Source organism: Anoxybacillus mongoliensis, assembly GCF_014201515.1.
Taxonomy (GTDB): Bacteria; Bacillota; Bacilli; order Bacillales; family Anoxybacillaceae; genus Anoxybacillus; species Anoxybacillus mongoliensis.
Map to the genome: position 1 here is coordinate 285,162 of NZ_JACHEQ010000002.1, position 15,602 is coordinate 300,763.

The 15,602-nt window shown below is 41.7% G+C and carries 14 protein-coding genes and 1 pseudogene; 1 reads left to right on the plus strand and 14 read right to left on the minus strand.

Annotated features, from left to right (window positions below):
* Positions 1–11: 11 nt before the first annotated feature.
* From HNR43_RS03520 to HNR43_RS03585, 14 genes are all read right to left on the minus strand, one after another.
* The gene (locus HNR43_RS03520; RefSeq protein ID WP_183241347.1) at positions 12–989 is read right to left on the minus strand and encodes an electron transfer flavoprotein subunit alpha/FixB family protein; all 978 of its coding nucleotides are present in this window, start codon (positions 987–989) and stop codon (positions 12–14) included.
* A gap of 16 nt (positions 990–1,005) precedes the next feature.
* Positions 1,006–1,779 (minus strand): electron transfer flavoprotein subunit beta/FixA family protein, encoded by a 774-nt coding sequence (locus HNR43_RS03525; protein WP_183241349.1) that lies wholly within the window; start codon positions 1,777–1,779, stop codon positions 1,006–1,008.
* A 15-nt stretch (positions 1,780–1,794) separates the two neighbouring features.
* Positions 1,795–2,562, minus strand: a complete 768-nt coding sequence (locus tag HNR43_RS03530) for an enoyl-CoA hydratase (protein WP_183241351.1) — start codon at positions 2,560–2,562, stop codon at positions 1,795–1,797.
* 39 nt (positions 2,563–2,601) lie between these two features.
* A complete protein-coding gene (fadR, locus tag HNR43_RS03535; RefSeq protein ID WP_004889140.1) occupies positions 2,602–3,183 on the minus strand; it encodes a fatty acid metabolism transcriptional regulator FadR in 582 nt (193 codons plus the stop codon).
* Between the two features lie 96 nt (positions 3,184–3,279).
* On the minus strand, positions 3,280–4,956 hold the full coding sequence (locus HNR43_RS03540; RefSeq protein ID WP_183241353.1) for a long-chain-fatty-acid--CoA ligase: 1,677 nt from the start codon (positions 4,954–4,956) through the stop codon (positions 3,280–3,282).
* Positions 4,957–5,149: 193 nt separating this feature from the next.
* A complete protein-coding gene (locus HNR43_RS03545) occupies positions 5,150–5,557 on the minus strand; it encodes a DUF350 domain-containing protein (protein ID WP_183241355.1) in 408 nt (135 codons plus the stop codon).
* Positions 5,558–5,568: 11 nt separating this feature from the next.
* Positions 5,569–7,914 carry an endonuclease MutS2 gene (locus HNR43_RS03550; RefSeq protein WP_183241357.1) on the minus strand — a complete coding sequence of 782 codons (2,346 nt, stop codon included), beginning with the start codon at positions 7,912–7,914 and terminating at the stop codon, positions 5,569–5,571.
* A 19-nt stretch (positions 7,915–7,933) separates the two neighbouring features.
* Positions 7,934–9,643, minus strand: a complete 1,710-nt coding sequence (polX, locus tag HNR43_RS03555) for a DNA polymerase/3'-5' exonuclease PolX (RefSeq protein WP_183241359.1) — start codon at positions 9,641–9,643, stop codon at positions 7,934–7,936.
* A gap of 49 nt (positions 9,644–9,692) precedes the next feature.
* The gene (locus HNR43_RS03560; RefSeq protein ID WP_171334806.1) at positions 9,693–10,232 is read right to left on the minus strand and encodes a CvpA family protein; all 540 of its coding nucleotides are present in this window, start codon (positions 10,230–10,232) and stop codon (positions 9,693–9,695) included.
* Complete coding sequence (gene zapA, locus HNR43_RS03565; protein ID WP_041637971.1) at positions 10,225–10,500, minus strand: cell division protein ZapA; 276 nt, start codon at positions 10,498–10,500, stop codon at positions 10,225–10,227. Before zapA ends, HNR43_RS03560 begins: the two co-directional genes overlap by 8 nt.
* A 122-nt stretch (positions 10,501–10,622) precedes the next feature.
* Positions 10,623–11,177 carry a DUF6036 family nucleotidyltransferase gene (locus HNR43_RS03570; RefSeq protein ID WP_183241361.1) on the minus strand — a complete coding sequence of 185 codons (555 nt, stop codon included), beginning with the start codon at positions 11,175–11,177 and terminating at the stop codon, positions 10,623–10,625.
* Positions 11,164–11,385 carry a hypothetical protein gene (locus HNR43_RS03575; RefSeq protein WP_221248163.1) on the minus strand — a complete coding sequence of 74 codons (222 nt, stop codon included), beginning with the start codon at positions 11,383–11,385 and terminating at the stop codon, positions 11,164–11,166. Before HNR43_RS03575 ends, HNR43_RS03570 begins: the two co-directional genes overlap by 14 nt.
* A gap of 74 nt (positions 11,386–11,459) precedes the next feature.
* Positions 11,460–14,582 (minus strand): efflux RND transporter permease subunit, encoded by a 3,123-nt coding sequence (locus tag HNR43_RS03580; protein ID WP_183241363.1) that lies wholly within the window; start codon positions 14,580–14,582, stop codon positions 11,460–11,462.
* Positions 14,579–15,025, minus strand: a complete 447-nt coding sequence (locus HNR43_RS03585) for a MarR family winged helix-turn-helix transcriptional regulator (RefSeq protein ID WP_082180228.1) — start codon at positions 15,023–15,025, stop codon at positions 14,579–14,581. The genes HNR43_RS03580 and HNR43_RS03585 overlap by 4 nt, the downstream gene beginning before the upstream one ends.
* 124 nt (positions 15,026–15,149) lie before the next feature.
* Here HNR43_RS03585 and HNR43_RS03590 point away from each other — a divergent pair.
* Positions 15,150–15,506 (plus strand): annotated as a pseudogene (locus tag HNR43_RS03590) (Uma2 family endonuclease); the annotation flags it as partial.
* Positions 15,507–15,602 lie beyond the last annotated feature (96 nt).

The following is a 15,602-nucleotide window of genomic DNA, read 5'->3' on the forward strand; positions in this document are numbered from 1 at the left end:
CATGCCTCGCCTTATGAATGAACTTTTAATTTTTTAAATTCTTCAATTAAAAGCGGAACGACTTCAAACAAGTCACCAACGATGCCGTAATCTGCTACTTTGAAAATATTCGCTTCAGGGTCTTTATTAATCGCCACGATGACTTTTGAGTTAGACATACCAGCCAAATGTTGAATCGCTCCTGAAATACCGCACGCAATATATAAATCTGGCGTAACGACTTTCCCTGTTTGACCAATTTGAAGCGAATAGTCGCAATATCCTGCATCGCACGCCCCACGCGATGCTCCAACTGCACCGCCAAGCACGTTTGCTAATTCTTTCAACGGCTCAAATCCTTCCGCACTTTTCACGCCGCGACCGCCTGCAACGATCACCTTCGCTTCAGATAAATCTACGCCCTCCGCTGTTTTTCGCACAATGTCCCGAACGATTGTGCGTAAATCTTTTATATCAACTTGTACATCCATAACGGCACCTGTACGACTTTCATCTTTTTCAAACGGAGCAATGTTGTTCGGACGAACCGTAACAAACATGAGACCATCTGTAACAATTTTCTTTTCAAACGCTTTACCCGAATAAATTGGTCTTGTAAAGACGATATTTCCTCCCGTTTCTTCAACAGCAACAACATCGGACACAAGACCAGATTGCCATTTAGCAGCAAGTTTCGGCGATAAATCTTTTCCGAGCGCTGTGTGACCAAAAACGATTCCCTCTGGTTTCTCTTGTTCTACAACAGCTTGCAACGCTTGAGCATAACCATCTGGTGTATACGTAGCTAATTTTTCATGTTCGATAACAATAACCCGATCTGCACCGTAAGCAATAAGCTCAGAAGCGAATGAGCGAACGCTCGCTCCGACAACGACAGTAACAACCTCTCCGCCTTCAGCGATCGTTTTCGCAGCAGAAATTGCCTCAAACGATACGTTACGCAATGCTCCATCGCGTACTTCTGCTAATGTTAATACTTTTCTTGCCATGCTCCCCATCCCCCTATTAAATGACTTTTGCTTCTGTATGAAGAAGTGAAACGAGTTCTTTTACTTGATCCGCAATGTCTCCTTGCAAAATTTTTCCCGCTTCTTTTTTCGGCGGCAAAAAGATTTCAATCGTTTTCGTTTTCGCTTCTACGTCGTCTTCTTCCAAATCTAAATCATCAAGCTCTAGCTCTTCAAGCGGTTTCTTTTTCGCTTTCATAATCCCCGGCAATGACGGATAACGCGGCTCATTTAACCCTTGTTGCGCCGTAACTAGTAACGGTAACGATGTTTCAATGACTTCTTCGTCACCTTCAACATCGCGCACTGCTTTTACGTTTGTTCCGTCAATTTCTAACTTCGTAATTGTTGTTACATAAGGAATACCTAGCAATTCCGCAACGCGCGGTCCAACTTGCCCAGAACCGCCGTCAATCGCTACATTTCCAGCTAAAATTAAATCGGCTTCTTTATCTTTTAAATATTCCGCAAGCACCTTTGCCGTTGTATATTGGTCACGATTTTCTACATCGTCTTCAATGTTAATAAGCACTGCTTTATCTGCTCCCATCGCAAGTGCCGTGCGAAGCTCTTTTTCTGCATCTTCGTTCCCAATTGTAACAACCGTCACTTCACCGCCGTGCTGATCGCGCACTTGAATCGCTTCTTCAATCGCATATTCATCGTATGGGTTAATGATAAATTCTGCCCCTTCTTCACTTACTTTTCCGTTTTGAATGACGATTTTTTCTTCCGTATCAAATGTACGTTTCATTAATACGAAAATGTTCATGCTTCTCTCCCCCTCTTATTTTCCTTGAAACTGTGGTGTCCGTTTTTCGATAAATGCTGAAATACCTTCTTTCGCATCTTCCGTCACAAATACTTGTCCAAACAGTTGCGCCTCTTTTTCAACACATTCATGAAATGTTTTTGTTCGTGCTTCGTTGACAAGTTGCAATACTGCTTGAACGGAAATCGGGCTCTTTTGAGCAATTTTCTGTGCAAGCTGCTTGGCTGTATCAAGCAACTGTTCTTCTGGAACCGCTTTGTTCGCTAGTCCCCATTGAACAGCTTCTGCACCTGTGATTGGCTCGCCCGTCCACATCATTTCTAGCGCTTTTGCCATGCCGACATGGCGCAATAATCGTTGTGTTCCTGCAAAACCAGGAATGATGCCAAGCTGCAATTCTGGCAAACCGAGTTTGGCGTTTTCCGCTACGATACGTAGATGGCAACTCATCGCCAACTCGAGCCCTCCGCCAAGCGCAGCACCGTGGATAGCTGCGATAATCGGTTTTGGAAACTGTTCGATTTTCTCCATTATTCGCTGTCCCGCTCGAGCGAGTTCAGCTGCTTGTTCGCTTGCCTCAATTGCCGTAAATTCTTTAATATCCGCACCAGCTGAGAAAAACCTTCCTTCTCCATGGAGAACGATAACACGGACTTCGCCATCTTCTTTTAATGCATCAAGTCGTTCTGAAAGCTCTTTCAAAACAAAAGATGCCAAAGCGTTCGCTGGCGGGCGGTTAAGTGTCAAAATCGTCACATACCCCTCTTGTTGAACGGAAAACATATTCTCCCTCCTTCATGTATGTCGGAAGGTTGTTGTGCTTTAAACACAACAACCTTTCGTTAACAATTGATGAACTGGCTTCGCTAATGCAACGAGATCATATTTTTGCTCATTCATTACCCATGTTGTTACCATTTCGTCAATCGTCCCGAAAATCATTTGACGGGTAAGCCGTACGTCTAAATCTGAACGAAATTCCCCTTTGTCAATCCCTTCTTGCACAATACGATCCACAACTTTTAAATATCCTTTCAAAATTTCATTAATTTTCAGACGCAACGATTTATTCGACTGGCGAAGTTCCAATTGGGTAACGATCGCTAAATGAGGATCTGCCGCTAACATTTGAAAATGTTTTTGAATCAACAAAAACAATTTCTCCGACGGACTCGAAATTCCTTCTATTTCTTCTTCAATTTTTTCGATAAAGTAACCCATTTTTTCTTGAAACAGTGAAATTAAAATATCTTCTTTATTTTTAAAATACAAGTAGATCGTACCGTCAGCTACACCTGCTTGTTTGGCAATTTTCGATACTTGTGCTTGATGGTAACCATTTTCAGCGATGACGATCACAGCTGCATCAATAATTTGTTTAAACTTCGGTTTATCGCGTTTCAACTTCGCATTCTCCCTTTCAAAAATATGAATGAACAATCATTCATATTTTTATTTTAAAGAGAGGCCAAAAGCGTGTCAAGAAAAAACGTACAAAGGTTATTTTTGTTTTTCTTTTTCTTCTTCAACAAGGGCTCGACGCAATATTTTACCGACCGCTGTTTTAGGCAATTCTTTTCTAAATTCATAAATGCGTGGCACTTTGTAAGCAGCCAATTTACTTCTCATAAATTGATCAAGTTCTTCTTCTGTGCACTGTTCTCCATCTTTGAGCACAATAAACGCTTTTACCGTCTCACCGCGATAAGCATCTGGTACGCCAATGACGACTGCTTCTTGCACTTTTGGATGCTCATACAACACTTCTTCTACTTCACGTGGATATACGTTATAGCCACTTGCGATAATCATATCTTTTTTTCGATCGACGACAAAGAAATAGCCTTCTTCATTCATATACCCTAAATCGCCCGTATATAACCAACCATCACGAAGCGTTGCAGCAGTTTCTTCTGGGCGGTTCCAATATCCTTTCATTACTTGTGGACCACGTACAACGATTTCACCGATTTCATTTACGTTAGCTTTTTCTCCTGTTTCTAATGAGATGATCATCGCCTCTGTATCTGGCCAAGGCACACCGATACTTCCTTTGATTCGTTTTCCATCCCAAATGAAATTCGAATGCGTTACCGGAGATGCTTCAGTTAAGCCGTATCCTTCAATGATTTTTCCACCTGTTACTGTTTCAAATTGTTCTTGCACTTCAACTGGAAGCGGGGCTGAGCCGCTAATACATATTTTAATTGATGATAAATCATATTTTTTTAAATTTGGATGATTGAGTAGCGCGATATAAATCGTTGGTGCACCTGGAAATAGCGTTGGCCGTTGCTTTTCGATCGTTTTTAACGTCGTTTCCACATCAAACTTCGGCAGCAAAATCATTTTATATCCTTCCATAATGGATAAGTTCATGACGGCCGTCATCCCGTATACGTGGAAAAACGGAAGCACACCCAGAATCGACTCGTTCCCGCGTTCACATTTATACATCCATTTCGTGCACATGAGCGTATTGGACGTTAAATTATGATGTGTCAACATCGCCGCTTTCGGAAATCCAGTTGTTCCGCCTGTATATTGAAGAAGCGCAACATCTTCGACTGGATCCACATTCGTCTCTTTTACTTTCCCACTCGCAAGCGATAATGCTTTGGTAAATAAATGGCAATATCCTTCATGTTTGACGCGTACAATCATCCCCGTTTGTTTCTTTTGTACAAACGGATATAACACGTTTTTTGGAAACGGTAAATAATCTTTTATACTTGTAATGATCACATGCTCAATTTTTGTATGCGCTTTCACTTTCATGATTCTTGGATAGAGTAAATCAAGACCGATAATGATTTTCGCACCACTATCATTTAACTGATATTCCAACTCTCGCTCGGTATATAATGGGTTTGTTTGTACGACAATACCACCTGCAAATAAAACAGCATAGTAGCTGATGACCGCTTGTGGACAGTTCGGCAACATAATGGATACACGATCACCTTTTTGTAAACCGAGCTGTTGCACATACGATGCTAACTTAAGTGCTTGTTCATATACTTCTTTATATGTCAGCTCCTTTCCTAAAAAGTGAATGGCTGTTTTGTGCGGAAACTGCTCCGCCGCTTCCCGCAAAAATTGTTGCAACGGCTTGCGCGGATAATCAATCGAATGAGGAACTTGCTGAGGATATAACGCTAGCCATGGCTTCTCCATTTCGTTTCCCCCTTTTTCTATAAGATTATTTATATTTTATAATATTTTCAGAAATTTTTGTATCAAAAAAATATAAAAGGACGTCTACTGACATCCTTTTATGCAAAAAATGTGAGATATATGACACCAATAAGCAAAAATACACCGCACAATACGAGCAATACTTTCGCTAGCGTTTCCATTTTTTCTCTCCTCACCGTATACTTGCTCCGATGACAAACGACAAACCGATCGAAATAACCATGGAAATAAATCCTACCGCTCGATTATCGTTAGCAATTTCATCGTCAATGTTAAACTTTGGTGTTAAAAACTCGTAAATAAAATAACCGATTAACAATAAAACGAAGCCGTAAACGCCCCAACCGATCATCGTTAACAGCGAATCGTGATGATCGATCGAATAACGAAAAATATTCGCAATGCCAAATATTTTTCCGCCTGTCGCCATCGCTACGGCCATATTTCCTTTTTTAATTTCTTCCCAATTTTTATATTTCGTCACAAGTTCAAAAATAGCTAAAAATAAAACTAAACATAAAATCACGACACTAAAATTGGCAGCAATATGAATCATTTCGTTTTCCCAAAAAGCGCTCATAGTTCCTCCCGTCATTGTAATTCGACAATGGTGACGCCTGTTCCCCCTTCAGTCGCCTCACCAAATCGAATGCTTTTTACTGAGCGATGATTTTGCAAATATTGTTGCACCCCTTTGCGAAGTGCTCCTGTCCCTTTTCCATGAATAATGGACACGCGTGGGTACCCTGCTAATACTGCGTCATCAATATACTTTTCAACGCGAAGCAACGCATCTTCATATCGTTCGCCACGCAAATCTAGCTCAAGCGGAACGTGATAATCGCGTCCTTTTACAGTCGCGATTGGTTTTGTTTCCATTGGCGTTGGACTGCTTACATACTCCAAGTTTTCTTCATGCACTTTCATTTTTAAAATCCCAATTTGCACGAGCCATTCGTTGTTCGATACTTTCTCAATAAGTTGTCCTTTTTGATTGAGATGAGTGACTTTCACCTCGTCACCAGGATGTAAAAGTTGCTTTTCTTTCTGCACTCGCTTTTTCTTTTTCGTGTCGATTTGCGGTATGGCTTCTTCTAGCTTTTTACGCGCAGCGATCAGTTCATGTTCTTTCATCGCAACTGCTTGTTGTTTTTGCATATCACGAAGGTTTTGAATGACTTCTTCTGCTGTTTTCATCGCTTTTTTTACAATGAGTTCCGCCTCTTCTTTCGCTTTTTCTAACAAACGCTCGCGCTGTTCGTTTAGTTCGTTCCACTGTTGCTCTAATTCATTTCTCAACCGCTCTGCTTCTTCACGAAGTTTTTCTGCTTGCTCCCATTCTTCTTCAGCTCGCTTTTTACTTCGCTCTAATGAAGCAATCATATTTTCAACTTCATTGCTTTCAGCGCTAATATATGTGCGGGCACGGGCAATAATACGTTCGTCTAATCCGAGGCGGCGAGAAATATCAAGTGCGTTGCTTCGACCAGGAATACCGATCAACAGTTTATACGTTGGACTTAACGTTTCGATGTCAAATTCGACGCTGGCATTCATGACACCTTGTCGATTGTAGCCATATGCTTTTAATTCGGGATAATGCGTCGTCGCTACAACGCGTGCTCCGCGGTTGTGCACTTCATCTAAAATAGCAATCGCTAAAGCTGCACCTTCTTGCGGATCCGTTCCTGCTCCAAGCTCATCAAACAACACAAGACTATGCTCGTCCACTTGTTTTAAAATATCAACAATATTGACCATGTGAGACGAAAACGTACTTAAACTTTGTTCGATTGATTGTTCATCCCCAATGTCAGCATATACCGCACGAAATACCGCTAATTGTGATCCGTCTAACGCTGGCACTTGCAATCCTGCTTGTGCCATAATTGTAAACAAGCCGATCGTTTTTAACGTGACTGTTTTTCCCCCCGTATTTGGTCCGGTAATCACCATCGTCGTATAATCGCTTCCTAGTTCGATATCATTTGGAACGACTTGATCAGGTGGGATGAGCGGATGACGCGCTTGCATAAGACGAATATATCCGCGCTCATTGATCGCTGGTTTTGTTGCTTTGATCGTTTTCGCGTATTTCGCCTTTGCAAATAAAAAGTCAAAGTGAGCGAGCAACTCGACATTTTGTGTAATTGTTGTCGCCTGCTCACCGACAAAAGCGGATAATTCGCTTAAAATGCGTTCGATTTCTTGCTTTTCCTTAACGCGCAATTGTTGCAGTTCATTGTTTAGTTCTACAACCGATTGCGGCTCAATAAATAACGTAGCCCCAGATGAGGACTGATCATGTACAATTCCACCGTACGTATGACGATATTCTTGTTTAACCGGGATGACGTACCGGTCGTTACGAATCGTAATGATTGCATCCGACAATGTTTTTTGCGCGGATGATGAGCGAATAATGCTCTCTAACTTATCGCGCACTCGTCCTTCAATCGTGCGCAGTTGGTGGCGCAGCGAACGAAGCCGGTCGCTTGCTTCGTCGAGTACATCACCGCTTTCATCGATACAATGATATATATGTTGTTCGAGCTCGCTTAGAGGAACAATTTGCTCCGCATATGCGATGATATGTGGCAGGTTGGCCTCCATCGCTTCTAAAAATTTTTTTAACTGTCTTGCCGTTCGCATCGTACTCGCGACATCGAGTAGCTCATGTGGACTGAGCGTTCCCCCGATGCTTGCGCGTTTCGTCTGAGGACGAACATCAAATATACCACCAAGCGGAACGTGACCGCGCAAACGAAGAACCGTTGCTGCTTCATCCGTTTCTTCTTGCCAACGTACAACTTCCTCAACAGATGATGACGGCGTAAGCGCCACAACTTTTTCTTTTCCTAACGAGGAAGACGCATATTCCGCAAGCTGTGCTTTCACTTTATCAAATTCAAGAATATGTAATGTTTTGGCATGCACCGATGAACCCTCCAGTTGTTTATTTTCGCAAAAAAGACATGAGTTGTTGGATATCCCATGTATTGATGACCGTTTCTTTCCGAATCCAACCTTTTCGAGCAAACGCCACACCAAGCTCCATATCATCAAGCATACGAACGTTGTGTGCGTCTGTATTAATCGCAATTTTCACACCAAGCTGCTGTGCTTTTTGTAAATAGGTATATGTTAAATCAAGACGATGTGGATTTGCATTTAGTTCTAGCACCGTATTTGTTTCTTTCGCAAGCTGCAACAATTCGTCTATATTTACATCGTATCCGCTTCGTTCCCCAATTAATCTTCCTGTCGGATGAGCAATCATATGAACGTATGGATTCATAAGCGCTTCTTTCAATCGTTTCATAATCGTTTCTTGCGGTTGCGAAAAAGCAGAATGAATCGACGCAATGACAAAATCGACCGTTCGTAATACATCATCTGGAAAATCCAACGTTCCATCTGGTAAAATATCCATTTCAATGCCTGATAAAATGACAAAGTCATCGTATTGTTCGTTCAAGCGAGCAATTTCTTCTTGTTGGCGTTTTAGTCGTTCAACAGTTAATCCATTTGCTACTTTTAAAAACTGTGAATGATCGGTAATCGCAATGTACCGATACCCTTTCTGTCGACATGCTTCTGCCATTTGCTCAATTGAAAACGCCCCGTCGCTCCACGTCGTATGCATATGCAAATCCCCGCGTATATCAGCTAAAGAAAGGAGTGGTGTCCCATCATATGCGTCGACCTCTTTTCCACTTTCACGCATTTCTGGTGGGATGAATGGCAAATGAAAGTGGGCAAAAAATTGCTCCTCTGTCGTAAACGTTTTCACTTCGCCTGTTTGAATGTTTTCAACACCGTACTCACTAATTTTTTCACCGCGCTCCTTTGCTAATTGGCGCATGCGGACGTTATGGTCTTTTGATCCGGTGAAATGATGAAGCGTTGTAGCAAAATGTTTAGGAGAAACGAGACGAAAATCGACATTGACAACATAATCGTATTGCAATTGCAATGATACTTTCGTTTCACCGTTTGCGACAACGTCATAAATATGTTCGAGTTGCAACAACTGCTTACGAACGAGCGCATCGTCTGTTGTTGCAATAATAAAATCTAAATCTTTGATCGTCTCACATACGCGCCGTAAACTACCTGCTCGTGAAAACTGAATAATGCCAGCGAAGTTTTCTAGCTGACGCTCGATGTCGGAAGCAACTTCCAACATAAACGCAATCGGCAACCGCTCAGGGCGTGCATTCATGTGGGCAAGTGCAGCTAAAATATTTTCTTCTGTTTTCGCACCGAAGCCGCTTAATTGTCGCACACGTTGGGCTAAACATGCTTCTTTTAATGTTTCGATATCGGTCACACCTAGCTCATGGTACAGTTTAGCAATTTTTTTGCCGCCAAGTCCCGGCAATTTTAAAAGTGGGAATAGCCCTGCGGGAATTTCTTTTTTTAATTGTTCAAGCACGTCGCTCGTTCCTGTTTTTAGCCATTGTTGTAAAACGGCTGCTGTTCCTTTCCCGATGCCTGCAATCGATGTAAAATCATCAATGTCTGTTAAGGCACGTTCATCACGTTCTAGCGCTGAAGCTGCTTTGCGAAAGGCGGACACTTTAAACGGATTTTCTCCTTTGATCTCCATATATAAAGCGATTGTTTCAAGCAAACGAATCGCTTCTTTTTTACTTTTTTCCATTTTATCCCCTTCCTTTCGACGAAAAAACTTCTCACAAACGGAGAAGTTTTCACGCCATATATTGTACAAGCATATGTTTTACGAAATTTGATAAAATCGGTGTGTGCTTGACGATGAAACTAGCAATGAATGAGTTGTGAAGCGGTTGTTGAATTGCAGAAACAGGAACAAGTGCACTCACATATAAAAGCACAAATAAAAGCAAATACACTTCCATAAATCCAAGCGCTCCACCTGCCCAGCGGTTGACGCTTTTTAAAAGCGGCAACTGAGCGACGAAATCTAACATCGAACCGATCATTTGCATCACAATTTTTGCAGCAAAAAATAAAACAGCAAATGCAATCGCACGGTAGTATGCTTCATCTAAATTTGTGCTTTCAATGAGCAATTTCATCGTTTCGCCATCACCGAAACTCGGATACGGCACCCATAATTTTAGTCTTGGTGCTAGTTGATCATAATAGTTGTATGCAACGATAAACGCGATCAAAAAACCTGTCATATGAATAAATTGCAAAATAAATCCTCGTTTCAATCCAATCATCAGTCCCATAAGAAGGATGAAACAAATGAGCAAATCAATCATCGCTGTCATCATCCTTTTCTTTATTCATTTTTCGCAAAAGGCGTTCGTATTCATCTTTTAGTTTAATATATTCATGAACGATATTTACAGCCGTTAATACAGCAAGTTTACTCGTATCAAGCGTCGGATTTTTCGCGCTAATTTCACGCATTTTATCATCAACAATGGAAGCAACGAGCCGAATATGACTTGAACTTTCTGTTCCGACAATCGAATATTGCTGTCCGTATATATCTACCGTAATGCGCGTTTTTTTCTGCTCCGCCAAACTATTTCCCCCATTCATCCGATCTCCCGTTTCGGCAAAATTCTACCTTTTATCTTAACATGATTTGTAGATACATGAAAAGATATACGAAAAGAAGAGCGGGCATCAACACCCGCTCTCATCTAAAACCATTGCTCCAGTTGTTCGCTCGTTCCGTCTTTTTTCGCTACTTGTTTCATATATGCCCAATCTAGCCGCTCTTTATGAAGAAGAACCATTCTTTTTGCCCATTCGCAATCAGATTTCGATTTCCAATGGACACATGCGCGCAGGCGATCTAATATAATGTCTTCAATTCCGATGACATATACATGCAACCCATCTTCTAACTTCAACTCAATTACTTTATCATCATCAGCATCTTCTAGTACATCGTTTGGAATTTCCACACTAACAAACAATTCATCGTGATACCAATGTCTTCCTGACGGAGTGAAACCAAGTTGGTGAAGCAATTGTCCCGCTTTTTCACGATCACTAACAATTAAATCGATGTCTACGGTCGTGTAATCTCCACGAGTATATATTTCAACCGCAAGCCCGCCAACAATAATCGGACGTATGCGGTGTGGCTCCAACAGCTTCGTTAAAATGGCTGTAACTTGAACCATTTTTTCAAACGATGTTTTCGTTCGAAGCGACTGAAGTTTTTCTTTCGCCTCTTTAATCGAACTCATAATACCACACTCGTTCGTTCAAATATTTAATTTTTCCTTCTTGCTCCGCTTTTTTCCATCGTTTTATGCATAATTCATCTAATATACGCATTTCCTCTTTGTCGCGTGGACGTAAACGTACATGTTGCTCTCTTCCATCTTTTAATATATCTCGTTCCACATTTCCTTTGCGTGAAAAAATCCAATCGTTTAGTTCAGACATATTCATTTTTCTCACTTCGTTTCACTCCAACAACTATTTTTCACATTATATCACAAAAGAGCGGGCATCGACACCCGCTCTTATTTCATAAATGGCCACCAATTCGCCCGTCCAAACGTTTTTGCCATCACCGGAATGAATAACGGTAAAACGACAAGTGCATATAAGAAAAGACCTGTTAAAATAATCGTCGCAATTTGCAATAGCGATAATACGCCAGATGGATACATCGCCGCAAACGTTCCCCCTAAAATGATCGCCGCGGAAATAATGACCGTCCCCATATGACGCATCGCTTCAAGCATCGCTTCTTGAACGGTTTTATCGCGATATTCATTAAAGCGATCCATTAAGAAAATGCTATAGTCAATGCCGAGCGCCATTAAAATGACGAACGCAAAAAACGGAACCGCCCAGTTTATTCCTTCGTATCCAAGCATATTCACAAACACAAGTTCAGTAAATGCCATCGACGTATAATACGTTAAAATAAGCGATAACATTAAATACGCTGGCATAATAAACGAACGAAGAAGAACAATTAAAATGATCGCAATCCCTGCAAGCATAAATACCGATGTTCGAGCATAATCGGCAGCAGAAATATCATTTAAATCCGAATATATACTTGTTACGCCGCCAACGCCTACTTTCGCATGCTCAAGTTTTGTACCATTTACCGCTCGAGCAATCGCTTCTTTCACTTCCGCGATTTTTTTCATCGTTTTCGTTTCATACGGATTGGATGAGAAAACAACATCAAACGTCACGACTTTCCCGTCTTTCGACATATACGCTTCCTTCGCTTGTGCAAATTCCTCGCTCGTCAACAATTGTGGCGGCATATACCATCCTGCCATTTCTTCATCTGGCGCATTCGCTAAGTCAGAAACGTACTGTTTTGCGGACTGCAATCCATTTTCTACTTGTCGCAATCCATTGACGCTTTGATTTAGTCCTGAAATGAGTTGATCCATTTGACTATTTAGTTGTGAAAAACCTGTAAGCAATTGCTGTTGTCCGTCGTTTACTTTCGCTAGCCCGTTTGTCACTTCCGGCAAACGTTGAACGATTTGCCCTTGCCCATTTGCTGCTTGCTCTAATCCAGAACGAAGCTTTTCAAGTCCAACGACCACTTGATCCATTCCCGTAATAAGCGCTTGCTGTCCATTTACTACTGTCACAAACGATTCATTCGCTTGTTGTAAACCATATTGAACATTTTGTAACGCGTCGTTCACTTGAACAAGTGCATTAGATAACGTATTCATTTGTGCGCTCATCTGTTGAACAGCTTGCTTCACATGGGCATACTCCGCATCTTCACGCAAGCCCGTATGACGTTCTTCAATACGGTTTAACGACTGAGAAAGAAGCGGCAACTGTTCAGAAATGGCTTGCAATCCACTTTCAATTTGTTCATACTGTTCGCCGAGTTGACGCAGTCCACCGGTTGCTTGCTCATATCCTTTTCGTAATTCATCCGCTCCATCATGCAGCTTTTTCATATTCGTTTGTATCGTCTGTAATCCTTTTTCAAGATCAGCGGCACCAATCGCTCCGCTTCGTACCCCATCTTCTAATTGCTTTAACGCTTGCTGTAAATCAGTCATTCCCGTTTTCAATTTTGTCGTTCCGTTGACAAGCTCCTGAATGCCACCCGTCGCCTGCGCTAGCTTTGGAGCGGACTTCGCCATTTCGCTGCTCGCTTCGCTTAAACCAGACCGAATTTGTCCAATGCCGTCCGCTCCTTTTCCAAGCCCTTCTTTTAACTGTTCCGCTTGTTTTGTGACAAACAATTGATCAATCGGCTCTCCGAGCGGGCGGGTCACCGAACGAACAGCGTTCACACCATCAATGTTTGCTACTTCGCGACTAATTTTTTCTATTAAATAGTAGTATTGCTCGTCATCCATCGCTTCGTCATTTTTCATGACGATTTTCGTCGGCATTGCTTCTCCTTCGCTAAAGTGAGAAGAAATGATGTTAAACGCTTTGACGGAAGGATAACGATCGCCAATTTCCGCCATCGAGTTAAACGAAAGTTTTCCGTCATATGTCAATAAAATCGGCAATGTGATGATGGCGACAACCACAAGCGCCCATAACGGACGAGCGAAAGAAAAACGACCTGCCACATCCCACAATTTGCTCGGTTTATGCTCTAGTGCACCTTTCATCGGCCAAAACAACTTTTCACCTAGTGTAGCCATGAAAAACGGCACAAGCGTCACAAGAGCAACAAGCAGCACAACAACACCGACCGCGACGGCTGAAGCAGACTGATACAATTTAAACGTCGATAAGCCAATGGACGCAAAGCCGATCATGACCGCCAGTCCGCTGAAAATCACCGTTTTTCCTGCTGTTTTATACGTCGCAATAATCGCTTCGATTCGATCTTCTCGTTTCGCCAGCTCTTCTTTAAAACGGCTAAGCAGTAAAATGCAATAGTCTGTTCCAATTCCGAATAAAACAGCAACTAAAAATGTTTGTGTAAACGTAGAAAGTGGAAAATCAACACGATCAACAAGAAAAGCGACAATCGCTTGCGACACGATATACGTCAATCCGACCGTTAATAACGGCACAAACGGAGCAACGAGCGAACGGAACACAAGAAATAAAACAACTAAAATAAAAACGACAGTAATGCCTTCCGTTTTTTTCAATCCTTCTTGTGAACTTTCAATAACATCTTCATCAATCATCCAGCTACTTGTATAATAGTGGGGCACTTGAATATGTTTCACGGCATCATAAAGCGCTGTGCTCATTTCTTTCGCGGTTCGCCCATTTCGTTCTAATTGAAGTGAAACAAGCGCTGTTGTCTCGTCTTTTGACACCAGTTTTTCTTTTAGCTGTCCGTCATCAAGCGGTGACACAATTTGTATTAAGCCGAGCGCTTCTTTTTTCGCTTGCAGTTGTTCAACAGCTTTCTCTATTTCTTTCCAATCTTTTTCTTGTAATCTCTCTTTGCGATGGAAAACGAGGACGGCACTCATTTCCCCCTCCTTATTTTCTTGCTTTTGTACTTCTTTTAATAACTCGCTTGCAAGCGAAGACGAATAACCGTCTGGAACGGTAATTTGCCCCTTTTCGCGCACAAGTTGCGCCATATTCGGAGCAGTCATAACGAGCACGACAGTGGCGACAACCCACGCGAGTAAAACGACCCATTTTCCGCGAATAATCGTTTTCATTTGTTTTCCTCCATTTCTTGTAAAATCATCGCTAGTTTCTCATACGTTTGAATAAACTGCTCAATTTCTTCATGTGAAAGTTTTGTCATAATTGTTTCCACAAGTTCATACACATTTTGCTCTGTTTCTTCAAGCCATTTCCTTCCCTTTTCTGTCAGCGAAAGTGCAATAACACGACGATCATCTTCATCTTTGCCACGTGCAATCATTCCTTTTTCGACAAGACGGTTTGTCATCGCCGTAATCGCGCTTTTATTCACCGCAAACACGTCCGCCAATTCCGTCGATGTACACACCCCACGCTTATGTATGTAGCGCAATACATAATATTGATCGTGCGTAATATCGTCCAATTCACATTTCATCAACGCAGCCCCTCGTTTATGAACAAGAAACGAAACGGATAAATAACGTTCAATAAATTGTTGTATGCTTCTCTCCAACACTTCATGCCTCCTGTCAAAATAGTTCAATTGTTTAACTATTTAATAATATAACGATAAAACACGGAATGGTCAATGATGAAGTGATGTGTGATATAATGGTGAAAAAAGCGAGGGATACGCGATGAATCCAGAATCATCCAAACTGTATACGTATGCCGATTATGTTCAATGGGACGGGCGTTGGGAGCTCATTGACGGGAAAGCTTACAACATGAGCCCTTCACCAACATGGGAGCATCAATTTGCCGTCATGGAACTATCGTTTGCGTTTCGTTCGCATTTTCAAAATAAAAATTGCTACGTTGCCATAGCTCCGTTTGATGTTCGTCTCTCCGAAAGCGACGACTACACGTATGCAAAACATGTTGTGCAACCAGATATTTCAGTCATTTGCAATCGAAACAACTTAACACCAAACGGCTGTTTAGACGCACCGACACTCATTGTCGAGGTTCTTTCTCCGTCTACAGCGTTAAAAGTGTATTTGATAATTTAAAGTTGAGCCACTTTTGAAGGGTTCGATCACATAAAAAATGAGCCACCTGATTTCCAATTTTCATTACCTCCCTTATGA